22 protein-coding genes are annotated in these 25,382 nt (G+C 69.5%); 12 read left to right on the top strand and 10 right to left on the bottom strand.

The genetic code is table 11. The features are described 5' to 3' along the window. Positions 1-57 precede the first annotated feature (57 nt). Positions 58-930, top strand: coding sequence for a glycosyltransferase family 2 protein (locus tag N792_RS00750; protein WP_036192247.1), 873 nt, complete (start codon positions 58-60; stop codon positions 928-930). Between the two features lie 49 nt (positions 931-979). On the opposite strand, the gene rsmB is transcribed toward N792_RS00750, so the two are convergent. Beyond that, the gene (gene rsmB / locus N792_RS00745) at positions 980-2,305 is read right to left on the bottom strand and encodes a 16S rRNA (cytosine(967)-C(5))-methyltransferase RsmB (protein WP_156969248.1); all 1,326 of its coding nucleotides are present in this window, start codon (positions 2,303-2,305) and stop codon (positions 980-982) included. Positions 2,306-2,420: 115 nt separating this feature from the next. On the opposite strand from rsmB, the gene N792_RS00740 reads away from it, so the two are divergent. Further along, positions 2,421-3,176, top strand: a complete 756-nt coding sequence (locus N792_RS00740) for a class I SAM-dependent methyltransferase (protein WP_052103226.1) — start codon at positions 2,421-2,423, stop codon at positions 3,174-3,176. Between the two features lie 5 nt (positions 3,177-3,181). On the opposite strand, the gene fmt is transcribed toward N792_RS00740, so the two are convergent. Both fmt and def read right to left on the bottom strand, forming a co-directional pair. Next, positions 3,182-4,105, bottom strand: coding sequence for a methionyl-tRNA formyltransferase (fmt, locus tag N792_RS00735; RefSeq protein ID WP_036191557.1), 924 nt, complete (start codon positions 4,103-4,105; stop codon positions 3,182-3,184). A gap of 106 nt (positions 4,106-4,211) precedes the next feature. Then, on the bottom strand, positions 4,212-4,724 hold the full coding sequence (gene def, locus N792_RS00730; protein WP_036191555.1) for a peptide deformylase: 513 nt from the start codon (positions 4,722-4,724) through the stop codon (positions 4,212-4,214). 168 nt (positions 4,725-4,892) lie between these two features. On the opposite strand from def, the gene N792_RS00725 reads away from it, so the two are divergent. The 7 genes from N792_RS00725 to N792_RS00695 all read left to right on the top strand — a co-directional run bounded on the left by N792_RS00725 (position 4,893) and on the right by N792_RS00695 (position 13,060). After that, positions 4,893-6,044: a LysM peptidoglycan-binding domain-containing protein gene (locus tag N792_RS00725; RefSeq protein WP_036191552.1), complete on the top strand. Its 1,152-nt coding sequence runs from the start codon at positions 4,893-4,895 to the stop codon at positions 6,042-6,044. Between the two features lie 81 nt (positions 6,045-6,125). Next, the gene (gene dprA / locus N792_RS00720; protein ID WP_052103225.1) at positions 6,126-7,388 is read left to right on the top strand and encodes a DNA-processing protein DprA; all 1,263 of its coding nucleotides are present in this window, start codon (positions 6,126-6,128) and stop codon (positions 7,386-7,388) included. 75 nt (positions 7,389-7,463) lie between these two features. Further along, positions 7,464-7,952 carry a DUF494 family protein gene (locus N792_RS00715; RefSeq protein WP_036191549.1) on the top strand — a complete coding sequence of 163 codons (489 nt, stop codon included), beginning with the start codon at positions 7,464-7,466 and terminating at the stop codon, positions 7,950-7,952. 228 nt (positions 7,953-8,180) lie between these two features. Next, positions 8,181-10,664: a DNA topoisomerase I gene (locus N792_RS00710; protein ID WP_036191546.1), complete on the top strand. Its 2,484-nt coding sequence runs from the start codon at positions 8,181-8,183 to the stop codon at positions 10,662-10,664. Between the two features lie 350 nt (positions 10,665-11,014). Further along, positions 11,015-11,578, top strand: a complete 564-nt coding sequence (tsaC, locus tag N792_RS00705; protein ID WP_036191544.1) for an L-threonylcarbamoyladenylate synthase type 1 TsaC — start codon at positions 11,015-11,017, stop codon at positions 11,576-11,578. Between the two features lie 64 nt (positions 11,579-11,642). Beyond that, on the top strand, positions 11,643-12,404 hold the full coding sequence (locus N792_RS00700) for a DUF4124 domain-containing protein (RefSeq protein ID WP_036191541.1): 762 nt from the start codon (positions 11,643-11,645) through the stop codon (positions 12,402-12,404). After that, positions 12,404-13,060 (top strand): hypothetical protein, encoded by a 657-nt coding sequence (locus tag N792_RS00695; RefSeq protein ID WP_052103223.1) that lies wholly within the window; start codon positions 12,404-12,406, stop codon positions 13,058-13,060. Before N792_RS00700 ends, N792_RS00695 begins: the two co-directional genes overlap by 1 nt. A gap of 11 nt (positions 13,061-13,071) precedes the next feature. Here N792_RS00695 and alr read toward each other — a convergent pair whose 3' ends face one another. Further along, positions 13,072-14,169 (bottom strand): alanine racemase, encoded by a 1,098-nt coding sequence (gene alr / locus N792_RS00690; protein ID WP_036191538.1) that lies wholly within the window; start codon positions 14,167-14,169, stop codon positions 13,072-13,074. Continuing rightward, a complete protein-coding gene (locus N792_RS00685; RefSeq protein ID WP_036192238.1) occupies positions 14,169-15,455 on the bottom strand; it encodes a D-amino acid dehydrogenase in 1,287 nt (428 codons plus the stop codon). The genes alr and N792_RS00685 overlap by 1 nt, the downstream gene beginning before the upstream one ends. A gap of 147 nt (positions 15,456-15,602) precedes the next feature. On the opposite strand from N792_RS00685, the gene N792_RS00680 reads away from it, so the two are divergent. Then, the gene (locus N792_RS00680) at positions 15,603-16,082 is read left to right on the top strand and encodes a winged helix-turn-helix transcriptional regulator (RefSeq protein ID WP_036191534.1); all 480 of its coding nucleotides are present in this window, start codon (positions 15,603-15,605) and stop codon (positions 16,080-16,082) included. 3 nt (positions 16,083-16,085) lie between these two features. Here the strand turns inward: N792_RS00680 and N792_RS00675 are convergent, their stop codons facing one another. Then, a complete protein-coding gene (locus N792_RS00675; protein WP_036191531.1) occupies positions 16,086-16,865 on the bottom strand; it encodes an SDR family oxidoreductase in 780 nt (259 codons plus the stop codon). A gap of 79 nt (positions 16,866-16,944) precedes the next feature. Between N792_RS00675 and N792_RS00670 the strand changes: the two genes are divergently transcribed. Next, positions 16,945-17,175: a hypothetical protein gene (locus N792_RS00670; RefSeq protein ID WP_036191528.1), complete on the top strand. Its 231-nt coding sequence runs from the start codon at positions 16,945-16,947 to the stop codon at positions 17,173-17,175. A gap of 145 nt (positions 17,176-17,320) precedes the next feature. Here N792_RS00670 and sppA read toward each other — a convergent pair whose 3' ends face one another. From sppA to N792_RS00650, 4 genes are all read right to left on the bottom strand, one after another. Beyond that, the gene (gene sppA / locus N792_RS00665) at positions 17,321-19,207 is read right to left on the bottom strand and encodes a signal peptide peptidase SppA (RefSeq protein ID WP_036191525.1); all 1,887 of its coding nucleotides are present in this window, start codon (positions 19,205-19,207) and stop codon (positions 17,321-17,323) included. 51 nt (positions 19,208-19,258) lie between these two features. Then, positions 19,259-20,713: an MATE family efflux transporter gene (locus N792_RS00660; RefSeq protein WP_052103222.1), complete on the bottom strand. Its 1,455-nt coding sequence runs from the start codon at positions 20,711-20,713 to the stop codon at positions 19,259-19,261. Between the two features lie 205 nt (positions 20,714-20,918). After that, complete coding sequence (locus tag N792_RS00655; protein WP_036191522.1) at positions 20,919-21,560, bottom strand: DUF3106 domain-containing protein; 642 nt, start codon at positions 21,558-21,560, stop codon at positions 20,919-20,921. Then, entirely contained in the window at positions 21,550-22,551 is a 1,002-nt protein-coding gene (locus tag N792_RS00650; protein WP_052103220.1) for a hypothetical protein, read from the bottom strand. The genes N792_RS00655 and N792_RS00650 overlap by 11 nt, the downstream gene beginning before the upstream one ends. Before the next feature lie 448 nt (positions 22,552-22,999). Between N792_RS00650 and N792_RS00645 the strand changes: the two genes are divergently transcribed. Continuing rightward, positions 23,000-25,273 (top strand): primosomal protein N', encoded by a 2,274-nt coding sequence (locus tag N792_RS00645; RefSeq protein WP_036191519.1) that lies wholly within the window; start codon positions 23,000-23,002, stop codon positions 25,271-25,273. Positions 25,274-25,382 lie beyond the last annotated feature (109 nt).

Below are 25,382 nucleotides of genomic sequence, written 5' to 3'. Positions count from 1 at the left end.
ATCTTCTGCCGGATGAATGGACTCGAGTCTCCCGGTCTCCCGGCCACCAGCACACTGATGCCGGCCCGCCCGGCCCCGCCCGTCCGCGCCAGCGTGGTCATCACGACCTACAACTGGCCGCAGGCGCTGCAACGCGCGCTGGAGGCGCTGGCCCGCCAACGCACGCTGCCCCACGAGGTGATCGTCGCCGACGACGGTTCGGGCGACGACACCCGCGCGCTGATCGAAACCACCGCCCGCGACTACCCGGTGCCGCTGCGGCACAGCTGGATCGAGGACCGCGGCTTCCGCGTCGCGCTTGCCCGCAACCGGGCCATTGCGGCCAGCAGCGGCGATTACGTGCTGCTGCTCGACGGCGACATGCTCGCCCACCCGAGGTTCGTCGACGACCACCTGCGCGCGGCCCGGCGCGGCAGTTTCGTGCAGGGCATGCGGGTGCTGACCGACGAGCAGGGCTGCGCGCGGCTGCTGTCGGGCGATGTCACGTCGCTGGGCTTTTTCGATCCCGGCCTGGGCCGTCGTCGCCACACCCTGCGCGTGCCCGCGCTGGCGGCGCTGTCGCTGCGCCTCAGCCGCGGCCAAAGCGACCGCGCGATCAAGACCTGCAACCAGGGCTGGTGGCGCGACGACCTGGTCGCACTGAACGGTTTCGACGAGCGTTTCGAAGGCTGGGGGCGCGAGGACAAGGACCTGGCCGTGCGCGCGTTCCATGCCGGCTTGCAGCGACGCTCGTTGCGGTTCGCCGGACTCGCCACCCACCTGTACCACCGCGAACGGCACGAGGAAGGCGGCAGTCCGAACGACGCCTTGCTGGCCGACACCCACGCCTCCGGGCGCATACGCAGCCCGCAGGGACTGGACCGGCATCTGGCGGAGTTCGCCCAGCGGCCATTGCCGGACCTCACGCAGGCTTTCGCGGACGCCCCATAGCGGTTTCGCCTCCACGCACCGGGCCCGGCCCACGTCAGCCGAACGCCAGCTACCGGCCGGCCACCTTGCGCAGGCGCGCATAGAAGAACCCGTCCATCCCGTCCTCGCCCGGCAGGCGCTGACGGGCGGTGGCCGTGCCATCGACGATCACGGCGTGGCCGAAGCGTTCGTCCAGCGGTTCGGCGAGCGCATCGGCGGTGCGGGCGAGAAACGCGGCCACCTGCGTCTCGTTCTCTGCTTTCAGGATCGAGCAGGTCGCATACACCAGCACGCCATCCGGCGCGAGCGTCGACCAGAGTGCATCGAGCAGCCGCGACTGGGTCGCCGCCAACGTGACCAGGTCGGACTCGCGCCGGTGCAGCAGCACATCGGGCTGACGACGGATGATCCCGGTGGCCGAGCACGGCGCGTCCAGCAGGATCGCGTCGAACGGCACACCATCCCACCATGCCGTCGGCTCGCTCGCATCGGCGGCGAGCAGGACCGCGTCGTCGCCCAGGTGCAACCGGTCGAAGGTGGCCTGCACGTGGCGCACGCGACGTCGGTCGATATCCAGCGCGGTCAGCTTCAGCGTCGGGTCGCGCTCCAGCAGGTGCGCGGCCTTGCCGCCCGGCGCGGCGCAGGCGTCCAGCACGCGCGCGCCGGGATTCGCGGCCACCGCGTCGACAACCAGCTGGGCCGCGCCGTCCTGCACCGAGACCGCACCCTCCGCAAACCCCGGCAAGCCCGCGACCGGCACCGGCTCGACCAGCAGCAGCGCATCGTCCGCGCCTTCGACGGCCTCCGCGTGCAGGCCGATCGCCTCCAGCTCGATGCGATAGGCATCGCGCGTTTGCACTTGGCGGTTGACCCGCAGCCACATCGGCGGAGATTGCTCGCTGGCTTCCAGGATCGCGGCGGAGTGTTGCGGCCAGTCCTGCTCGATCCGTTCGCGCAACCACGCCGGCCAGTGCGAATGCGGCGGCGAGGCGGGCAGCCCCTCACGCAGTGCGCGCCGCAACAATGCGTTGACCATCCCCGTCTGATGGTCGCGACCCAGTGCGCGTGCGGCTTCCACCGTCGCCGCCACCGCCCCGTGCGCAGGCAGGCCGAGCGGATCGAGCTGGGCGAAGCCGGCCAGCAGCAACGCGCGCAACGCGCGATCATGCCGAGCCAGCGGCCGCGGCAGCCACGCCGCCAGCGCTGCATCGAACCGGCCCGGCTGGCGCAGAACCGCCAGGCAGATCGCCTCCACCAGCGCGCGGTCGCGCGGATCCGGCAGGGTCTGCTGGGCGGCGCCCAGTTCCGCCTTCAACGAGCGGCCGTGGTGCAACACCGCGTCAAGCACGCGCGCGGCGGCGACACGGGACGGGGTTCCGGGAGTGATGGGTTTCATCGCCGCATTGTCCGCCAGTCGCGGGCGATCGGTCATCGGACTTCGAAGCTTTGCCTTTTCCGCAGACCGGTAGACTCGCAAGCTCCGGGCTTGTCGCCCATTCCGGTCATGGCCGATGCCTGCTCCGCCCGAACCGCTCGACGATCAGGCCACCGCCCGCGCCGACAATTTCCGTACCGGTTTCGACGGACGCCGCATGCGCGAGTACAAGGGCCTGCCGATCTATGCGGCGCCCGGCCTGCATGAGGCCGCGGCGGCGATGCTCGGCGCGGTGGCGGCCACGGGCGCGCGCGTGCTGGAGTTCGGCGCCGGCAGTGGCGCGATGTCGCTGCGGCTGTCGGACCTGGGCTTCGATATCACCGCCAGCGATCTGTTCGCCGAGAGCTTCAAGCCCGCGCACGTGCCGTTCGTGGCCGCCGACCTCAACAGCGCGTTCGCGGCGCAATGGCCACGCGGCTTCGATGCGGTGATGGCGCTGGAGATCATCGAGCATCTGGAAAATCCGCGGCAGGTCCTGCGGCAGATCCGCGCGCTGCTGCCGGTGGGCGGCCAACTGGTGCTGTCGACCCCGAACATCGCCAATCCGGTGTCGCAGGCGTTGTTCCTGCGCAGCGGGCAGTTCCAGTGGTTCCGCGATGTCGACTACCGCGAACAGGGCCACATCACGCCGCTGAGCCCATGGGTGCTGGAGCAGGCACTGCGGGAGGCCGGGTTCGCGATCCGTGCCGAGCGCGCGGTGTCCAGCCCGTTCCGTCGCGTGCGCAGGCTCGGCTGGGACGTCCGCCTGCTCGCGCCCTGGTGTGCGTTGCTCAGTGGACTGCCGCGCACGCGCCGCGGCGAGTTGTGGCTGCTCCGCGCTGAAGCAATCTGACGCGGTCAGACCCCGACCAACAGATCCCGCCGGCCGTTGAGGTAATCGGCGGCCGTGATCGCCTTGCCGCCGTCACGCTGCAGCACCCGGATGCGCAGGACACCTTCGCCGCAGGCGACATCGAGGCCATCACGACCCGCGGCCAGCAACGTTCCCGGCGCGGCATCGTGCGACACGGGCAGTGCCACCGCCGAATGCAACCGCAGCCGCTCGCCGGCGACCTGCGCCTCGGCCATCGGCCACGGGTTGAAGGCGCGCACCTTGTTGGCCAGTTCAAGCGCCGGCCGCGACCAGTCCAACCGGGCTTCGGCCTTGTCGAGCTTGTGCGCGTAGGTCACGCCATCCTTCGGCTGCGGCTGCGGTATCGGACGGATGCCGGCGCGCAGCAGTCCAAGCCCATCGGCCAGTACCTGCGCCCCCAGCGCCGCCAGACGGTCGTGCAACTGGCCGCCGGTTTCCTCGCTGCCGATATCCAGCGCCTGCGACAGCAGCACCGGGCCGGTGTCCAGCCCTTTCTCCATCTGCATCAGGCACACGCCGGTGCGTGCGTCGTTGGCCTGGATCGCGCGCTGGATCGGCGCCGCCCCGCGCCAGCGCGGCAACAGGGACGCATGCACGTTCCAGCAACCCTGGGCGGGAATGTCGAGTACCGCCTGCGGCAGGATCAGCCCGTAGGCCACCACCACCAGCAGGTCGGGCTTGTACGCGGCCAATGCCTCGCGCGCGGCCGCCGACTTGAAGTTCTCCGGCTGCACCACCTCGATCCCGCGTTCCAGTGCCTCGCGCTTGACCGGCGACGGCGTCAGTCCGCGGCCGCGACCGGCAGGGCGGTCGGGCTGGGTGTACACGGCGACCACTTCATTGCGCTGCGCTGCCGCGCGCAGGCTGGGCACGGCGAAATCCGGAGTACCGGCAAAGACAATTCTCATCGCGCCATCTTACAGCCCGGCATTGCGATGCCCGCCGGCCCACGGCGAAGCCATGGTGCCGGCCGGACCCATCAACCGGATCGCTGCACCGGGCGACCCGCGATGCCTAGGCGGCGTTGCGGCGGGCCTTGGCGAGCTTCTTGCGCACCATCTCGCGCTTGAGCGGCGAGAGGTAGTCGACGAACAGCTTGCCCAGCAGGTGATCCATCTCGTGCTGGATGCAGACCGCCAGCAGACCTTCGGTCTGCAGCTCGAACGGCTGGCCGTCGCGGCCGATCGCCTTCACCGTGACCGCATTGGCGCGGGTCACGTCGGCAAAGATGCCGGGCACCGAGAGGCAGCCCTCCTGGTAGACCTGCTCGCCATCGCGGGCGACGATCTCCGGATTGATGAACACCATAGGCGCGTCATGCTCGTCGGACACGTCGATCACCATGAAGCGTTGGTGCACATCGACCTGGCTGGCCGCCAGCCCGATGCCGGGCGCGTCGTACATGGTCTCGAACATGTCATCGAGCAGCTGCTGGAATTCCGCCGACGCGATCCGGGCCGGATCAACGTCCACTGCAACGGTCCGCAGGCGCGGATCGGGGAACTCGAGGATGGGTAACTGGGCCATGGCTCTGAAATGGGGGCGTGGATCACATCCACAAGATACCGGCGCAGTATAACGTCGTCCGGCGTGCCAATTGCTTGCAATGGCACCGTTCTTCTGGTCTATAGTGCCCTGCCCGCGTCGCTTTATGACGTCCGGGCGCACCTGCACGGGGAATCAGGTAATCCAATTATGTTGAAACCGATCCGCACGGTGATGACCGCTGCGCTGTTGACGATTGCCACCTTTGCGATGGCCGCCGGAATCCGTGGCGACCATCCCGACACCTATGTGGTGAAAAAGGGTGACACCTTGTGGGATATCGCCGGGACGTTCCTTGAGAAGCCCTGGTTGTGGCCGGAGATCTGGCAGGCCAACCCGCAGATCCAGAACCCGCACCTGATCTATCCGGGCGACGTGCTGTCGCTGGCCTACCTGAACCGGGTCACCGCGACCGCCGGCCCGCGTGCGGAAGCGCCGGTGACGGGCGTGCCGCTGGCGCAGGTCGAACCGTTCCTGAAGGATCTGCGTGTGGTCGACGAGATCGACAGCCTGCCCCATGTGGTCGGCCTCGAGGAAGACCGCCTGCGCAGCGCCAAGGGGCAGCTCGCCTACATCAAGGGTCTCGCCAATGCGGTGCCCGGACAGCGTTACGCGGTGGTGCGTCCGACCCAGCGCTACACCCGCCTGGACCGCACCGTCTGCTGCGACATCTTCGACGCCCAGGAACTCGACAACCGCGGCCGTCGCACGGCCGATTTCGAGCGTTTCTGGACCAACGCGGTGACGCCCGACAACGGCCAGGAAGTGCTCGGTTACGAGCTGATGCAGCAGGCGACCGGCACGATCACCCGCGGTGAAGTGGGTGGTATCGAGGCGTCCACGCTGTTGCTGGACGACAGCGGCCGCGAGGTCCGGATCGGCGATCGCCTGATCCCGGTCCAGGCCCAGCCCTACGACCTGCAGTTCTTCCCGCATCCGCCGCGCCAGCAGCTGGACTACGGCCGCGCCCGCGTCATCGCAGTGACCGACATGCTGCGCACCGGCGGCCCGCGTGACGTGGTCGCGCTGTCGGTCGGCGCCCGCGACGGCATCGACAACGGCACCGTGTTCTCGAGCTGGCGGGTCGGCAGCGAGGTCCCCGACCGCATGGCCAGCAGTGGCGGCTGGGATCGCAGCGACGACACTTTCGGCCGCAACAGCCGGGTGCGCCTGCCGGATGAATTCGCCGGTCACCTGATGGTGTTCCGCACGTTCGACAAGGTCAGCTACGCGCTGGTGATGGAAGGCATCCGTCCGGTCCAGGTCGGTCACGAGCTCAAGCACCCCGACGCCCCGTACTGACCCGGCGGACCGGGATTTCCCTACAGCGATCCATGACGGCAACCGAGGGTGCCGTCGTCGTATGCGACGGATGCTGGCGGGATGCAGACCGACCCGACCCGCCGCAGCGGCCACGATGACACCACGGCCGACAACGATGCCCTGCTGCGGCTGATCGCCTGCAACGGCCCCGCCGCACCACGCCGACGGCTGCTGGAGCAAGTTGCTCCGGCGACTGCATTCGCCGCCGGAGTGGCTCTGTGGCGCGCCTGCGGACTGAACGCCAGACAGGTCGCCGCGTTGCACGGGGCGGCAGCGGCAACCCTGGAGCGCGCCCGCCGGTGGCTGGCCCAGCCGCACCACCACCTCATCGGCTGGCACGATCCCGACTATCCGCCGCTGCTCCGGCACATCCCGAGCCCGCCGTTGGCGCTGTTCGTCGCCGGCGATCCCACCCTGCTGTGGCGGCCGGCGATCGCACTGGTCGGCAGTCGCTCGCCCACGCCGGGCGGGCACGACAATGCCGCCGAGTTCGCCCGCGCGCTGGCCGTCCAGGGCCTGGTCGTCGCCAGCGGACTGGCGGCCGGCATCGACACCGCCGCCCACCACGCCGCCCTCGCCGTGGACGGCGGCACAGTAGCGGTGCTGGGAACCGGCCCGGACGTTCCCTACCCCCGCAGCAACACCGCCCTGCATGCGCGCATCGTCGAACACGGGGCGGTGATCAGCGAACACCTGCCCGGCACCGGCCCGCGCCGCGAGCATTTCCCCAGCCGCAACCGGATCCTCGCCGGCCTGAGCCTGGGCACGCTGGTGATCGAAGCCGCGCACCGCTCCGGCGCGCTGATCACCGCCCGGCTCGCGGGCGAATGCGGGCGCGAGGTGATGGCGCTGCCAGGCTCGATCCACAACCCGCTCGCCCGCGGCTGCCACCGCCTGATCCGCGACGGCGCCTGCCTGGTCGAGCGGCCGCAGGATGTGATCGACCTGCTGGCCGCTGCCATCGCGGAACAGGCCCGCGACTTGCGCCAACGGCTGGCCGCCCCCACGTCAGACAGCCAGCCCCCCGTTGGCGACGCCCCTGACCACCAAAACCCGACCTCCGCCGCCATCGACGTGGACGCGCCGCTGCTCCTGCCCGGTCGCACACCTGAACAGGCCGGTACCGATCACGGCGACCAAGCGCGTGAAACCGCGTCCGAACACCAGACGTTGTGGCGCGCGCTCGGTTACGACCCAACCGGTATGGATGAACTGGTCGAGCGCACCGGATTGACGCCTGCACAGCTCTCCTCCATGCTGCTGCCGATGGAGCTGGAGGGTCGCGTGGTGGCGCAACACGGCCGGTACTACCGCAATCGCTGAACCCGTCCATGAACGGGCGACAGTCCCAAGCAACTCCTGACCCACCGCGCCGTCTGCGGCGCAGGCCGAGGGGAAATGAAAGAAAGCATCCTGGATGTCCTGCTGTACCTGTTCGAGCACTATTTCACCGAAGACGCGGATCTGGTCCGCGACCGCGAAAACCTGCAAAGCGGCCCGTTGTTCGAGGAACTCGGCCAGGCCGGCTTCAGCCCGGCGGAGATCAACAAGGCATTCGAGTGGCTCGACGCGCTGGCGCGTCAGCGTCCGCCTGCCAGTCCGCTGCGTGCCGACGGCCCGACCCGGGTCTATGCGGGGCCGGAACTGGACCGCCTGGACACCGACTGCCGGGGTTTCCTGCTGTTCCTGGAGCAGCACCGGATCCTCGACGCCGGCCAGCGCGAGCTGGTGATCGACCGCGCGATGGCCTTGGATCAGCACGAAATCGACCTGGACGACCTCAAGTGGGTGGTGCTGATGGTGCTGTTCAACCAGCCCGGCAGCGAGGCAGCGTATGCCTGGATGGAAACCCAGATGTTCGAGGAAGAGCCCGACTCCGTGCATTGAGCGGCCCGACCATTAATACTGTGCGCGCCGCGGCCGGGGCGATGACGACCGTCATCGCTCCGGCCTGTCGCAGGTGCCGACGCTGGACGACGACACCCGCGGCATGACTCCACCGGCAATGAAATTCCCCGACGCCCGCGGCCCTGCTGCGGGCGTCACGTTGCTTGTGCGCCTTCCCTGCGCTGCCTTCACGGCGCGCTCCCGCCACTGACTACAGGCTCTGCCGCGATGGCCAAGAACCTCCTTATCGTCGAGTCGCCCGCCAAGGCCAAGACGATCAACAAATACCTCGGCAAGGACTTCATCGTCCTGGCGTCCTACGGCCACGTGCGCGACCTGATCCCGAAGGAGGGCGCGGTCAATCCCGCCGACCACTTCGCGATGCGCTACGACCTGATCGAGAAGAACGAGAAGCACGTCGAGGCGATCGCCAAGGCCGCCAAAAAAGCGGAGGCGGTGTACCTGGCGACTGACCCGGATCGCGAAGGCGAGGCGATCAGCTGGCACATTGCCGAGATCCTGCGCGAGCGCGGGCTGCTGGACAACAAGCTGCTCAAGCGCGTGGTGTTCACCGAGATCACCCCGCGCGCGATCAACGAGGCGATGGCCCATCCGCGCGATATCGCCAGCGACCTGGTCGACGCGCAGCAGGCGCGCCGCGCGCTGGACTACCTGGTCGGCTTCAACCTGTCGCCGGTGCTGTGGCGCAAGGTCCAGCGCGGCCTGTCCGCCGGCCGCGTGCAGTCGCCGGCGCTGCGCATGATCGTCGAGCGCGAGGAGGAGATCGAGGCGTTCAAGGCGCGCGAATACTGGTCCATCGTCGCCGAGTGCCAGCACCCCGGACAGGCATTCAGCGCCCGGCTGACCAAGCTGGACGGCAACAAGTTCGAGCAGTTCACCATCACCGACGGCGATACCGCCGAGGCCGCCCGCCAGCGCATCGTCAGCGCGGCCGGCGGTGCCCTGCAGGTCACCGATGTCACCAGCAAGGAGCGCAAGCGCCGCCCGGCCGCGCCGTTCACCACCTCGACCCTGCAACAGGAAGCCGCGCGCAAGCTCGGCTTCACCACCAAGCGCACCATGCAGGTCGCGCAGAAGCTGTATGAAGGCGTCGCGCTCGGCGGCGAAGAAGGCACCGTCGGCCTGATCAGCTACATGCGTACCGACTCGGTCGCCCTGTCGGCCGAGGCCGTCGCCGAGATCCGCGACGTGATCGCGCGCGACTACGGCAGCGGCGCGGTGCCCGACCAGCCCAACGTGTACAAGTCCAAGGCCAAGAACGCGCAGGAAGCGCACGAGGCGGTACGTCCGACCTCCGCGTTGCGCACGCCGGCGCAGATGGCGAACTTCCTGGAAGACGACGCCCGCCGCCTGTACGAGTTGATCTGGAAGCGCGCCGTGGCCAGCCAGATGGTGCCGGCCACGCTCAATACGGTCTCGGTCGACCTGGCTGCCGGCAGCGAGCACAGCTTCCGCGTGTCGGGCACCACCGTGGTCGATCCGGGCTTCCTGGCCGTGTACGAGGAAGGCAAGGACGCGAAGGCCGCCGATGCCGACGACGAGGGCCGCAAGCTGCCGCCGATGAAGACCGGCGAGCGCATCCCGCTGCAGCAGATCAACGCCAACCAGCACTTCACCGAGCCGCCGCCGCGGTTCTCCGAAGCCTCGCTGGTGAAGACGCTGGAGGAGTACGGCATCGGCCGGCCGTCGACCTACGCCTCGATCATCGCCACCTTGCTGTTCCGGAAATACGTCGAGCTGGAAAGCCGCCGCTTCCGCCCGAGCGATGTCGGCCGCGCGGTCAGCAACTTCCTGTCCGGCCATTTCACCCGGTACGTCGATTACGACTTCACCGCCAAGCTCGAGGACGAGCTGGACGCGGTGTCGCGCGGCGAGGAGGAATGGGTGCCGTTGATGGAGCGGTTCTGGACGCCATTCAAGGAGATGGTCGACGACAAGATGGAATCGGTCGACCGCAGCCAGGCGACCGGCGCGCGCGAACTGGGCACCGATCCGAAAACCGGCAAGCCGGTCAGCGTGCGTCTGGGCCGGTACGGGCCGTATGCCGCGATCGGCAGCACCGCCGAGGACGAGGAGGAGAAGCCGACTTTCGCCTCGCTGCGGCCGGGCCAGAGCATGCACACCATCTCGCTGGAGGACGCGCTGGAGCTGTTCAAGATGCCGCGCAAGCTGGGCTTCGACAAGGACGAGGAAGTCAGCGTCGGCATCGGCCGCTTCGGGCCGTTCGCCAAGCGCGGCAGCGTGTATGCGTCCCTGAAGAAGGAAGACGATCCGTACACCATCGACCTGGCGCGCGCGGTGTTCCTGATCGAGGAGAAGGAAGAGATCGCGCGCAACCGGATCATCAAGCAGTTCGAGGGCAGCGACATCCAGGTCCTCAACGGCCGTTACGGCCCGTACCTCAGCGACGGCAAGCTCAACGGCAAGATCCCCAAGGACCGCGAACCGGCCTCACTCACGCTGGAGGAAGTCATCCAGCTGATGGAGGAAACCGGCAAGCCGATGCGCAAGGGGTTCGGCAAGAAGGCGGTGGCGAAGAAAGCACCGGCCAAGAAAGCCGTGGCAAAAGCGCCGGCAAAAAAGGCCGCGAAGAAAGCTGTGAAAAAAGCCGCCAAGAAGGCCGTCAAGAAAGTTGCTGCGAAGAAGGCGACCAAGACCGCGACGAAGAAGGTCGCCAAGACCGCGGACTGAAGCAGCGGAGATAGCAGCAACCCGATCACCAAGCGACTCGTGGAGCGACTGAGCGGGATGCCCGGCAGGCGCTGCTCGCGCAGCCACGCGCACTTCGTTGTTGGAACTCTGCGAAAACAACGCCCTGACGGACCGCTTGCAAAGCTCGCTTTTGCTCTTCCTCCGGCCACCAAACGATTCCGGTGGCGCCTGCCGGGCGTCCCGATCACCAAGCGAATATCGTGGAGCGACTGATCGGGATGCCCGGCAGGCGCTCGCGTAGTTGCACATGCTTCTCTGCAGGAGCGCCGCTGCGTCATCGAAAATAGCCCCGCAACCGCGTCCGCCTGTCCCGGCGCTATCCTTTCCGCATGCCTTTGACCCCTGACCTCGCCGCCGCCGCCACTGCCCTTAGCAACGGCGGCGTGATCGCCTACCCGACCGAAGCGGTCTGGGGCCTGGGCTGCGACCCGTTCAACGAGGCGGCAGTCCTGCGCCTGCTCGACATCAAGCAACGACCGGCAGACAAGGGATTGATCCTGATCGCGGGAAGCCTTGCGCAATTGGACGGCCTGCTCGACTGGGAGGCCCTGCCGGCCGGTCGCCGCGATGCGGTGCTGGCCAGCTGGCCAGGCCCGAACACCTGGGTCATCCCGGCGACGCCTCGGGTACCGCCCACGATCACCGGCGCTCACGACAGCGTGGCCGTGCGGGTCAGCGCGCACCCGCAGGTCGTCGCGCTGTGCAACGCGTTCGGCGGGCCGCTGGTGTCCACCAGCGCGAACCTGGCCGGGCAGCCGCCCGCCTTCCACCGCGACGCGCTCGACCCCGCGTTGCTGGCCCGGATCGACGCCATCGTCGAAGGGGAAACCGGTGGCCTGACCGCGCCGACCGCCATCCGTGATGCCCGCAGCGGCGATACCCTTCGCGCTTGAACCGCAGACAAGCGCACAGCGGCACGTCTGAACCCTCACTCCTGAAACAGCGCAAGATACGCGCATGCCGTCCCGCCTCGCCCGCGCCCTGTTGCCCACCATTGCCGGAATGCTGCTGGCGATGACCGGCAACCTTGCCCATGCCGATGAGGTCACGATCTACCGCTGCACCGATGCACGCGGACAGGTTGCCCTGCGCGACACCCCCTGCGCGAAGGGGCAGCACCAGCAGACCATCGACATGATCCGGCCACGCGACCCGCCACCACGCCCGGCACCGGTGACCGCGCCGCCGAAACCGACACCCGCTGCGCCAGCCCAGCCCACGACCGTCGTCGTTTTCCGCAATCCACCGCAGCCGGTCTACGAATGCGTCACCCCCGACGGGGAGCGCTACACCAGCGACACCCCGGCCGGGAACCCGCGCTGGGTGCCGCTGTGGACACTCGGCTATCCCGTCGGCCCGGGCACCGGCCATGGCGGTCATCACGGCGGACACCCGGGCATTCCGCCGGTGCGGCCGGCCAGACAGACGGGCGCGGGCCTGATGTTCGGCAACGTCGGCCGCCCGGCACCGAGTCCGCCTGCCGATCCCGGCATCCCCGCGCGGCTCCCGATGGGCGGCGGCATCGTTCCGATCCTGGGCAGCTGGATCAGCGACCGATGCGAACGATTGCCGCAGCAGGAGGTCTGCACCCGCCTGAGCGACCGGCGCTGGGAGCTGGACCGCCGCTACAACAGCGCCATGCAGAGCGAGCGCAAAGGCATCGATGCGGAGCAGCGCAATATCGACGCACGCCTCGCCAGCGACTGCGCGGACTACTGATGCGCCGCGCGCCCGCATTGCTGTTGTGTGGCTGGCTGCTGTGTGGCCTGGCCGACGTCGGCGCCGCGCAGGACTCGGTCGTCATCTACCGCTGCACCGCTGCCGACGGCACCGTCAGCGTGCAGAACGATGTCCCCTGTCCCCAGGGCAGCCAGCAGCAACGCCGGGTGATCGAGACGGTCCGGCCGCCCTCGCAGCCCTATGTTCCGCCGCCCCGTGCCGTCGAGGTCGTTCCGGTCGTGCCGGCTTCAGCACCCGCCGAACCGGATAAGTCCACAGCCGGCGATACCGAATCCGGCAATGCGCCAATCGAGCTGCTGCCACCGCCGCCGCTGTTCGCCTGCCGCACCTGGAACCGCGACGACTACCTCAGCGACGACCCGACCCCGGCCGAGCGCTGCGCGCCGTTGCGCACCATCGGCGTGGATGGCGATCCGTCCCGCGGCGCGGGCGCAGCCTGCGAGAAGGTCCGCGACACCTGCACGCCGGTGCCCGAGCCGCAGCTCTGCGAACGCTGGCGGCAGCATCTGCGCGACACCCGGGCGATGCTGCTGTTCGGTCGTGCCGAGGATCCGGCCGCGACCCGGGTGGAACTGGAGCGGATCGAGGCCGTCATCCGCGCCAGCGACTGCGGCCCACAGCAGGCCGCGGAGTAGTCCCGGCAGCGTCAGGCGTCAGAGTCGCCGACCACGCTTCGCGGCACCCGCTTCACCCCACACAACAGGCGATAGGCGCTGGTCGCGCACCGCGCCGCCAGATCGCCGGCCCGCACCTGCCGGCCCCACAACTCGATCCGGCTGCCAAGGCCGGCGTCGGGATGGTCGGTGAGATCCACCGTCAGCATGTCCATCGACACCCGGCCGATCACCTGCCCGGGCCGGCCGTCGATCATCACCGGCGTGCCGTTCGGCGCGAACTGCGGGTAGCCGTCGGCGTAGCCCATCGCCACCACGCCGACCCGTGTCGGCCGTTCGGTGACGAAGCGCGCGCCGTAGCCCACCGGCTCGCCGACCGGGAGCTCGCTGATCGCGATCACCTGCGACTCGACCGTCATCACCGGCTGCAGGCGGTCGGCCACCGGATGCGGTGCAGCGAACGGCGTCGCACCGTACAGCATCAATCCCGGCCGCGCCCAGTCGCCCTGCACTTCGGGCCAGCCCAGCAGGGCCGGCGAATTGCCCAGGCTGGTCGGCAGCGGCCGGCCGTCGATGCCGAGCCCTTCGACCGTCTGGGTGAACAACGCCGCCTGCTCGCGGGTACGCGGGCAGTCCAGTTCGTCGGCGCGCGCGAAATGGGTCATCGCCACCACCTCGCCCACCTGCGGCATCGTCTGCAACCGTTGCAGACAGGCGCGGTACTGCGACGGCGCCAGCCCGAGCCGGTGCATGCCCGAATCGAGCTTCAGCCAGACGGTCAGCGGGCGCGACGGGCGGGCGCGTTCGATGGCGTCGATCTGCCAATCGGCCTGCACCACGGTCCACAGGTCATGGACGTCGATCAGCTCAAGTTCGGCGGCCTCGAAGAACCCCTCCAGCAACAGGATCGGGGCGCGGATGCCGGCCTCGCGCAACTCCAGCGCCTCCTCGATGCAGGCCACGCCGAAACCGTCCGCCTCGGCCTCCAGCGCGCGCGCGCACCGCACAGCGCCGTGGCCGTAGGCGTCGGCCTTGACCACCGCCAGCGCCTTGCGCCCGCCCAGCTCGCGCGCCAGCCGGTAGTTGTAGCGCAGCGCTTCCAGATCGATCAACGCACGGGTCGGACGCATCAGGCACGGCCCTCCGGACGGTTGCCGGCACGGCGGCCGTAGCGCGAGATGTCCAGACCTTCGCTGCTGATCTGCGGCGTCTGCCCGGCCATCAGGTCGGCCAGATACCGGCCCGAACCGCAGGCCATGGTCCAGCCCAGGGTGCCGTGGCCGGTGTTGAGGAACAGGTTGTCGAAGCCGGTCGCGCCGACCACCGGCGTGCCGTCCGGGGTCGCCGGGCGCAGACCGGTCCAGAACTCGGCGCGCGCCAGATCGCCGCCGTGCGGGTATAGATCGTTGACGACCTTTTCCAGCGTCTCCCGACGGCGCGGGTTCAACGACAGGTCGAACCCCGAGACCTCCGCCATGCCGCCGACCCGGATGCGATCATCGAAGCGGGTGACCGCGACCTTGTAGCTCTCGTCGAGGATCGTCGAAGTCGGCGCCATCGCCGGGTCGGTGATCGGCAGCGTCAGCGAGTAGCCCTTCAGCGGATACACCGGCAGGCGGATGCCCAGCGGCTCCAGCAGTTGCGGCGTGTAGCTGCCCAGCGCGAGCACGTAGTGATCCGCCCGTTCGAGCCGGCCGTCGATGCTCACCGCGCTGATGCGGCCGCCCGCATTCTCCAGCCGCTCGACCGTGGCACCGAAACGGAACTCGACCCCCGCCGCCTGCGCGCGCTCGGCCAGCCGGCGGGTGAACAGCTCGCAATCGCCGGTCTCGTCGTGCGGCAGCCGCAGCGCACCGGTCAGCGTGTCGACCACGCCCGCCAGGGCCGGCTCGGCGCGGACGATGCCGGCACGGTCGAGCAGTTCGTACGGCACGCCGTAGTGGTCCAGCACCGCGATGTCCTTCGCCGCGTCGTCCAGCTGCGACTGGGTGCGGAACAGCTGCACCGTGCCCAGTTGCCGGTCCTCGTACTCCAGCCCGGTCTGCGCCCGCAGCTCGTCCAGGCAATCGCGGCTGTACTCCGACAGGCGCACCATCCGCGCCTTGTTGACCGCATAGCGCCCGGCGGTGCAGTTGCGCAACATCTGCAACATCCACAGGTACTGCTTCGGGTCCAGGCCCGGCTTGATCGCCAGCGGCGCGTGGCGCGAAAACAACCATTTCAACGCCTTCAACGGGATCCCCGGCGCGGCCCACGGCGAGGCATAGCCGGGCGATACCTGGCCGGCATTGGCGAAACTGGTTTCCATCCCGGGCGCCGGCTGGCGGTCGACCACGGTCACCTCGAACCCCGCCTGCGCCAGATACCACGCGCTGCACACGCCAATCACACCACTGCCCAGTACCAGTACCCGCATCACGCCCGCCATCCAGTGGATTCCCCGCGAATGGGTCGCGGGAACATCAGTGACGGAAGTATAGGAACGATCGCGCGATCTTGTTTCCGGCATTTGGCCGCCATTGCAGGCAAAATCACTGCCAAACATGCAAACCACAGGACGCACATGGCCGCCCACTCGCGGGAACTCGATAAAATCGACCGGAAGATCCTGCGCGTGCTGCAGCAGGAGGGCCGGATCTCCTTCACCGAGCTGGGTGAACGCGTCGGCCTGTCCACCAGCCCCTGCACCGAGCGCGTGCGCCGGCTGGAGCGCGACGGCGTCATCACCGGCTACCATGCCCGCCTCGACCCGCAGCTGGTCGGCGCCGGCCTGCTGGTGTTCGTCGAGATCAGCCTGGCCTACAAGTCCGGCGACATCTTCGAGGAATTCCGCAACGCCGCCCTGCGCCTGCCCAACGTGCTGGAGTGCCACCTCGTCTCCGGCGACTTCGACTACCTGATCAAGGCCCGCATCTCCGAGATGGCGTCGTACCGGAAACTGCTCGGCAACACCCTGCTGACGATGCCGAACGTGCGCGACTCCAAGAGCTACATCGTGATGGAAGAGGTCAAGGAGACGCTGAGTTTGCCGATCGCGGGGTGATCGTCAGAACCCGTAACGCAGAAACCCGCCATCCACGGCGATGCATTCGCCGGTGACGTAGCTGGCGGCGGGCAGGCACAGGAAGGCGACGGCGGCGGCGACTTCCTCGGGTTCGCCGATGCGGCCCAGCGGGGTGCGCAGCAGCACTTCGTCGAGGTAGTCGGGGTCGGCCAGGGCGCCGGAGGTGCGGCGGGTGCGGATGTACCACGGAGCGACGGCGTTGACGCGGATGCCGTCTTCGGCCCACTCCACCGCCAGGTTGCGGGTCATCTGGTGCATCGCGGCCTTGCTCATGCCGTAGGGCGCGCCGGTGCGCACGTGGGTCAGGCCGGACACGCTGCCGACGTTGACGATGCTGGAGGCGGCGTGGCGGGTCAGCAGCGGGTGCAGGTAGCGCGACAGTTCGAAGGCGGCGAATACATTCACTTCGAAGATCGCGCGCCACTCGTCGTCGGCGTAGTCGCCGGCGAGCCTGCTGACATTGGCGCCGGCGTTGTTGACGAGGATGTGCAGGCCGCCATCGCCTTCGTCCTCGACCCAGTCGAGCAGTTCGCGGCGTTGCTCCTCGATGCCGATGTCGGCGGCGAAGACCTGGATGTCGCGCTGCGGGAAGTCTTCGAGCAATTCATTGCGTGCATCGTCCAGGCCGGCACTGTCGCGTGCCGCCAGCAGCACGTCGGCGCCCAGGCCCAGCAGCTCCCGCGCGATCGCGCGGCCAATCCCGGCGCTGCCGCCGGTGACCAGGGCCAGCTGTCCGTCCAGCCGCCAACGTTTGGGGTCCATGTGCGCTCCTGTGATCGTCTCGCGTGACATCTACACGACCGCGGTAGCATAGCGGCCGGACCACCACGAGGATGCCGGGATGCTGCGAAAGCTGTTGTTCTGCACGATTGCCGGCCTCGCGCTGGTGGCTATGGCGGCCTGCGACAAGCCGTCGATGCCCGATCCGGAGCAGCCGCCGGAGCCGCAGGCGGGGCATACGCAATTGCGCGATGCGATCCAGCAGCCGCTGGACAAGGCACGGGCCGTCGAGGACGCCGGCAAGCAGGCGGCCGAGGCGCAGCGCGCGGCGATCGAGGAGGCGGGCGGCTGACCGGCGACGGCCGGTTCACAGCAGCCGGTCCACAGCGGCCCGTCCCCGGCAGCTCGCCCACAGCGGCCGACAGCCAGTACGTCAACTCCACCAACGACAACGCCCGGCCAGAAGCCGGGCGTTGTCGGTCGGGTGTTGCCGAAGCCTAGTCGAGGGCGCAGAAGCAGTACGCCAGCGCCTTCACCGGCACGCCGGCGGTCGGGGTGATCGCGCCTTCGAGCAGCTTCAGGTCGGCCTGCGCGTGCGGCAGGGCCTGCGCCACCAGCCCGCGCGCAAACCCGGAATCGCGCAGCCAGAACGCGCCGAGGCGGCTGCTGGCGAAACCGCCGAACCACTGTTCGAACGGCGTGCCGACCTTCTCCACGTAGGTCACCGCGTACTCGCCTTCGCCCAACTCCACGCGCGTGGCGGCGTCGCTGATCGCCGATCGCAGGTTGCCCAGCTCGTCGACCAGTCCGCGCTCCTTGGCCTGCGCACCGCTCCAGACGCGACCGCGGGCCACGGCGTCAATGGCCTCGACCGGCTGGCCGCGCGCCTCCGCCACCTTGCCGATGAAGTCGCGATAGCCCTTGTCGATCACCGCCTGGATCACCTGGCCCACCGCCGGGTCCATCGGACGGCTGATGTCGAACGCGCCGGCAAACGCGGTGGTGCCGACGCCGTCGGTGTGCACGCCGATCTTGTCGAGCGCGCGCGGGATGGTCGGGAGCATGCCGAAGATGCCGATCGAGCCGCTGATGGTCGAGGCGTCGGCGTAGATGCGGTCGGCGTTCATGCTGATCCAGTAACCGCCGGATGCGGCCAGGTCGCCCATCGACACCACCACCGGCTTGCCGGCCTCCTGCAGGGCGACCACTTCGCGGCGGATCTGCTCGGAGGCGAACACCTCGCCGCCCGGCGAATTCACCCGCAGCACCACCGCCTTCACCTTGTCGTCGTCGCGCGCCTGGCGCAGCAATGCGGAGGTCGAATCGCCGCCGATCGTGCCCGGCGGCTGCTCGCCACCGGTGATGGAACCGGCCGCGACCACCACCGCCACCTGCGGGCGCCGGTCGGCGGCCAGCTTCAACGCGGTGTCCAGATGGGCGAGGTAGCCGTCCAGCGACACCTGGCGGAAGCCGCCGTCGGCATCCGCATCGGCGACACCGCGCTCGACCAGCAGGTCGTCCAGGTCCCCGCGCGTCTTCAGGCCGTCGACCAGCTCGTGCTGCAGCGCGTACTGGGCCAGGTCGCCCTGCACCGCCTCGATGCCGGCCGGCAGCACGGCGATGTCGGCCGCGATCTTCGCCGGGGCGAGGCCGCGCGCCTTGCCGATGTCGGCCAGGTAGCGCTGCCACAGGTCGTTCATCCAGAACAGGTCGGCTTCCTTCGACTCCGGCGAGGCGGCATCGAGCACGTAGGGCTCGGCGGCGGACTTGTACTCGCCGACCTTGAACAGGTGCACGTCGACGCCGAGTTTGTCCTGCAGGCCTTCGCGGTAGTACTGGCGGTAGCGGCCTAGGCCTTCCAGCAACAGGCCGCCCATCGGGTCGAGATAGACCTCGTCGGCCTCGGCGGCGATCAGGTACTGCGACTGCGCCATCGACTCGGAAAACGCCACCACCTGCTTGCCGCTCTCGCGCACGCGCGCAACCGCCGCGGCGAGCTCACGCCGCGAGGCCATGCCGCCGCCACCAAGCTTGTCCAGTTGCAGCACGACGCGCTCGATGCGCTTGTCGTCGCGGGCCTGGTCCAGCGCGCGCACCAGGTCGCGCAGCTGCACCTCGCCGGCCTTGGAGCCCAGCGCCTTCATCAGCGAACGCGTCGCCGGATCGGCGCTGAACTGCTCCACCAACGTACCTTCCGGGGCGATCACCAGCGTGGTGCGCTCCAGCAGCGGCTCGGTGCGGTCGCCGGCGCTGATCGCGGCCAGGATGATGAACAGCAAGGTGAAAAACACCAGGTTGAAGATCAACCGGCGGGTGAAGTTCATCGCGTCCCACAGGCCGATGAAAAAACGGGCAATGGGACCACGACGCTGAACCTGATTCATTGCAGACACTCCATGACGATCCACGCAGCGTAACCGCTGGACCGGATCGATTCACCCGATTCCGGGCATTTTTCCCGGCAGCGTGCGACCCGCAGGCATCAGTGCCTGCAGGCGCCCGGGCCGACTGGAACGCAGGAAGCGCAGGGCCATCAGCACCGAGGCCACCGTGAGGCCGGCGATCAGCCCCAGCCACATGCCGCGCGGCCCCATGGCCGTGGTGAAACCGCCAATGCCGAGACCCAGCATCGCACCCAGCGGCATGCCCACGCCCCAGTACGCCAGCGCGGCGATCAGCATCGGCACGCGGGTGTCGCGCAAACCGCGCAACGCACCCGAGGCGATGACCTGGATGCCGTCCGGAAACTGGAACGCCGCGGCATACAGCAGCAATCCGGCGGCGAGCGTCGCGACCTGCGCATCGCCGGTATAGAAGCCGACCACCACCTCGTTGCCCAGCAGCAGGGCCAATCCGGTCAACGCCTGGGTGCCCAGCACGATCGCGAAACCGGCCCAGGCCGCCCGCCGCACCCCGGCCTGATCGCCGCGACCCACGGCGTGCCCGACCCGGACCGTGGTCGCCTCGGCCAGACCCAGCGGAATCATGTAGCACAGGCTGGCGACATTGATCGCGATCTGGTGCGCCGCCACCGGCAGCTCGCCCAGGCGACCGATCAACAGTGCGGTGGTGATGAACAGCCCACCTTCCATCGCCACGGTGACGCCGATCGGCAGGCCGGTCACCAGCAATTCGCGGATCGGCGCCCACCGCGGCGCGTCCCGGCGCGCGAACAGCCCCAGCCCGGCCAGCCGGCGCGAGCGCCGCAGGTACCACAGGAACGCCAGCGCCTGCATCCACATCATCAGCGCCGACGCGATGCCCAGCCCGGCCGCGCCACGCTCGGGCAGGCCGAAGGCGCCGTAGGTCAGGGCAAAGCCCAGCGGCACCAGCACCAGCAGGCCGCCGAAGCCGAACAGCATGGTCGGCAGGGTCCAGTGCAGGCCATCGCACAGATACCTCATGCACAGGTAGAACGTCAGCGCCGGCACGCCCCAGCGGATGCCGTCGAGGAAGCCGCGGGCGCCGTGGCGGATGTCCGGCGCAATGCCCATCGGCTCCAGCGCCGCGCCGACCACGCTGAGAAACGCGAACAACGCCAGGCCCAGCGCCAGCGACAACCACAGCGCCTGCCGGAACAGCGCGCCGATCTCGTCGCGGCGGCCGCTGCCCGCCAGTTGCGACACCGCCGGCGGCAGCGACATCAGGGTGCCCATCGGCACCATCATCGGCAGCCAGAACAGCGCCGTGCCGACCGATACCGCCGCCAGCGTCGCGGTGCCGTGGTGGCCGGCGATGACGCTGTCGACAAAGCCAATCGATGCGGTGGCCAGATGGCCGATCACCAGCGGGCCGGCCAGCAGGCCGGTGCGGCGGATTTCCGAGGCAAGCCGCGGGGACGACGAAGCCGCAAGCGGGCCTGCGGCGGCAGTGTTGGGGAGTGACGACATGGGTACAGCCGGCCGGAACTGCAGCCGCGCCCCGAACCGGTGTCGGGCGCTGGCGCCGGGTCCCGACGATCGGCCATCTTACCGGCCGCGAAGGCGGATGCCGGCGCGCGCGCTCCATCGTCTCAGGTCCGGGTCATCTTTCCGCGGGCATCGGCAGCGCGGTCGGCGGGAGCCGCATGGATCCAACGCAAGCCGCTTGGCGGCGTCAGCGCTCCAGCCGGCTCCACAGCCACTGGTCGCGACTGCCGGCGGCGGTCGAGACCAGTTCCCGGCGCAGCGATCCGCGCTCCTGCGGTGGCGTGCGCTGGACCAGTACCGCCAGGTCGCGGCGCTGGCCCGGGCTCATCGCCCGCAGGACCGCCAGCAACGGCGCATGCTCGGCCTCCGGCACCTGCGCCAGCAAGGGCTGCAGCGCCGGGTAGTCCGCACCCAGGACCGGCCCGAGCAGCCAGCCGCGGCGCTCGCTGCTGTCGAGCGCATCGAAGCGCTCCCGCAGCGCCTGTCGCTGGTCTTCCGGCAAGGCCGCGTAGCGGGTGGCCGCGGCGGCGATCAGGGTGCGCTCGGTGGCCGGCAAGGCCTGTCGGGCCAGATAGCGTTCGCGGCGTCCATCGCGTTCTGCGCGTGGCAGGGACTCCCACCGGTCCAGGCGCTGCCTGAAGGCCCCGCGCTCGGTCTCGCTCCAGCCCGACCACAGCGCGGCGCGCTGCTGCAGCTGCGCGCGCAACGGTGGTGGCAGCTGCGGCAACACCGTGGCGAAATCATCCAGCACCGGCGGCGTCGCCTGCGACCACCCGGCGATGACCAGCACGCCGGCACCCAGCCAGAGGCGATACCTGCTACAGCTCATCGGAGGCCCCCTCCAATGTCCCGATGGCCTCGTCCGCCGGCGCCGCGACCGCCTCATCCGGGGCCCGGGCAGCATCCGCAGGAAGAAGGTCGCTCCGGGCAGCCAGCCAGGCATGGAATGCCAGCTGCTCGGCAGCCTCCATGCCTGCTGGATCGGCCAACAGATCGAAATCACGATGGGTCACGGCAGCCGCATCGCTGCGGTAAAGCGACGCCGGGGGCTGCTCGGGCAGCTCACGTCGCAATACCGCATCCGGCGCCGGCGCTTCGGACAGACGCCATGACACGGGCAGGAACGTCGCGGCAAACGCCAGCGCGCACAACGCCAGCAACCCCCACAGCAACGGCAGCACCCAGCGCGGCCGGGATGCCGCGACCGGATGCATGGGGGCGTGCTTGCCGGCACCCGCGGCCGGTGCGGAGGTACCGGCCAGGGCCGCCTCGCGCCGCCGCGCCAGCCGTTCCAGTCGCGTCGGCGGCAGGGTCTTGATGCGGCGATGGATCTGTTCGCGCAGCCGTTGCCAGGCGGACAGGTCGGCGCGGCCATCGGCGTGGTGCGGCAACCCACTCTGCAACGCCAGCCGGTAACTGGCGGGCTGGATCCCCAGCACGGCAGCGGCGGCCACTTCGTCCAGTCCGGCCGCCAGACGCAACAGCAGCGCGGCGCGCGGGCCGCTACCCAGACGGCCCAGGCGATCGGTCGCGTCCAGTTCGATGGCCACCGGGGTGTACGTGCGCAGGCCCGGCTGGGACAGCAACAGGCCCCAGAACCGGCGCGGCCAGTCGTCCATCCCCGTCGCGCCGGCCATCGGGCAGAACTGCGCCATCGCCTCGCCGAGTGCCGCATCGCCCGCCGTCGCGTCGCCGCACTGGAGTTCGGCCAGCACCGCGCCGCGCCGCTCGACGCCCCGCAGGAACGCCGCCAGTGCGGGCGAGGCTTTCTGCCCGGAACCGGGGTTGGACGAGGAGGCTGTGACGGTACGCTGGGTCATCGGATGAACTTCGCCATGGCCGCATCATAAACATCCGTCGACCGCATCCGGGCGCTTGACAAAGCGTGCAGAAGCCCATGAACGAAGCGTGACGCGGGTTCCGCCCAAACACGTTGTGCACAGCAGTGATCCGCGCGGCGCCGAGGCGGGAGCCGCTACCACAACGCTCCCTGCAATCACAATGTTTCACGGCTAACTCGTTGATTGTTATTGACTTATGTCGTTTGGCGCTTTTTTCACCAACCCGAGGCCAAGGCTTGCCGTTGCGGGGTCACGCACCGTTGGCTGGCGTTCATGCACAGACTTATCCACAGACAATGTGGATAAGGAGCAATCCCTTTCAAAAACGGGCACTTGCGCACACTTCGTGAAGTCACGAACAACAATGGCCTGCAAGTCGCCGACCGCCCCGGCGACCCGTCGCTGGATGTATCGCTAGACTGCCGGAATGCCCGATTTCCCCGCCTCGCCGCGCCTGCTGCGCGTCGCCCTCGCGTTGCCGCTGCCGCGCCTGTTCGACTATCTGGCGCCCGATTCGGGCCCCGAGCCCCACCCGGGCAGCCGGGTGCGGGTGCCATTCGGGCCGCGCGAGCGGGTCGGGGTGATCGCCTCGCTGGTGGATTCCACCCAGGCCGATGCTCCCGCCCTCAAACCCGCATTCGCGATCATCGATGAGACGCCGCTGTTCGCCGGCGAACTGCTGACGTCGTTGCGCTGGCTGGCGCGTTATACCCACGCGCCGCTGGGCGAGGTGTTCGCCGCCGCGCTGCCCGGGCCGTTGCGCCATGGCGAGCCGCTGCCGGACACGCATGCCTGGGCGTGGCAATTGACCCCCGCCGGCCACGCCGCGGTGGATCGGCTGCGCGCCGGCCGACCGCGCGAGCTGGCCAGCCGGCTGCAGACCGGCGCCGTGGATGAAGACCGCCTGGATGCAGGCACCAGCGCCACCGACAGCCCGGATGCCGCCGTGGCGGATACCACCCTGGCGGATTGGCGCGCCGCAGCGCGGTCGCTGGCCAAACGCGGGCTGGCCGAACGCATCGCCGTCCCCGCCTCGCAAGCCGCGCCCACGCCGCAGCCCGGGCCGACCCTGAACCCCGAGCAGCAGGCCGCCGTCGACACGGTGCTGGCGCATCGACACGGCTTCGCCCCGGTGCTGCTCGACGGCGTCACCGGCAGCGGCAAGACCGAGGTCTACCTGCACGCGATCGGCGATTGCCTGGCGCGCGGCAGGCAGGCGCTGGTGCTGGTGCCGGAAATCGGCCTGACCCCGCAGCTGCTCAGCCGCTTCCGCGCCCGCCTCGGGGTGCCGGTGCATGCATTGCACTCGGGCCTGTCCGACGGCGAGCGCGCGCGCACCTGGGCCGCCTGCCTGCGTGGCGAGGCGCGGGTCGTGGTCGGTACGCGTTCGGCGGTGTTCCTGCCGCTGCCCGATGCCGGGATCATCATCATCGACGAGGAACACGACGGCAGTTTCAAGCAGCTCGACGGCATCCGTTACCACGCGCGCGACTTCGCCCTGGTCCGGGCCAAGGCGCTGGACGTGCCGATCGTGCTCGGCAGCGCAACGCCGTCGCTGGAATCGTTGCGCAACGCGCAGGCCGGTCGCTACGCCCACCTGCGGCTGGGCCGGCGCGCCGGCCATGCCCAGCCGCCACAGGTGCGCGTGCTGGATGTGCGCAAGCGGCCGTTGCTGGCGGGGCTGTCGCCGGAATTGCTGGAGGCGGTGGGACAGGCCCTGGCCGCCGACGGGCAGGTGCTGGTGTTCAAGAACCGCCGCGGCTACGCGCCGGTGCTGCTGTGCCACGACTGCGGCTGGAGCGCGCAATGCCGGCACTGCAGCACGCCGGCGCAGGGCACGCCGATGACGGTGCACGCCGGAGGTCGCCGGCTGCAGTGCCACCACTGCGGCGCGCGCCGGCCGACCCCGAACGCCTGCCCCGATTGCGGTGGACTGGCGCTGCAATCGCAGGGCGCGGGCACCGAGCGCATCGAGGAGGCCCTGCGCGAGCGCTTCCCGGACGTGCCGGTGCTGCGGATCGACCGCGGCACCACCCGCCGCCGCGATGCGCTGGAGCAGCACCTGCGTGACTTCGGCGACACCCGCGGCATCCTCGTCGGCACCCAGATGCTGGCCAAGGGCCACGACCTGCCGAACCTGACCCTGGTCGCGGTGGTCGGGATCGACGAAGGCCTGTTCAGTGCCGATTTCCGGGCGCCGGAAAAGCTCGCCCAGTTGCTGATCCAGGTCGCCGGCCGCGCCGGCCGCGCCGACAAGCCCGGGCTGGTGCTGCTGCAGACCCACCATCCGGAACATCCGTTGCTGAGCACCCTGCTCAGTGGCGGCTACGGTGCGTTCGCGCAGCTCGAGCTGGAACAGCGCGGAGCGGCCGTGTTCCCGCCGTTCGCCCACCTGGCGATGCTGCGGGCCGAGGCCAGACAGGTCGAACCGGCCGACGCGTTCCTGCTGGCCGCGCGCCGTGCGATCGAGCAGGCCGACCGCCTCCACGACGACCGCTCATCGGCGCTGGAAATCAGCGGTCCCCTGCCCGCGCCGATGCCGCGTCGCGCCGGCTACCAGCGTAGCCAGCTCCTGTTGTCCGGCATCCATCGCCAGCGCCTGCACACCACGCTGGACACCGCCCTGCCGGCGATCCACGCCCTGCCCGAGGCACGCAAGGTGCGCTGGTCGCTGGATGTGGACCCGATCGACCTGTATTGAGTTTTGCGGGCGCGGCCAATCCATCCGCATCCGCATCGCGACTTGCGTCACTGCTGCGGGATTCGCTACGCGGCGCTTCGGTCCCGCTATCGCCCGTGCGCACCGGCTA

It is taken from the genome of Lysobacter concretionis Ko07 = DSM 16239 (assembly GCF_000768345.1).
In the GTDB taxonomy this organism is placed as follows: Bacteria; Pseudomonadota; Gammaproteobacteria; order Xanthomonadales; family Xanthomonadaceae; genus Novilysobacter; species Novilysobacter concretionis.
This window is presented reverse-complemented; position numbering and strand designations above follow the sequence as displayed.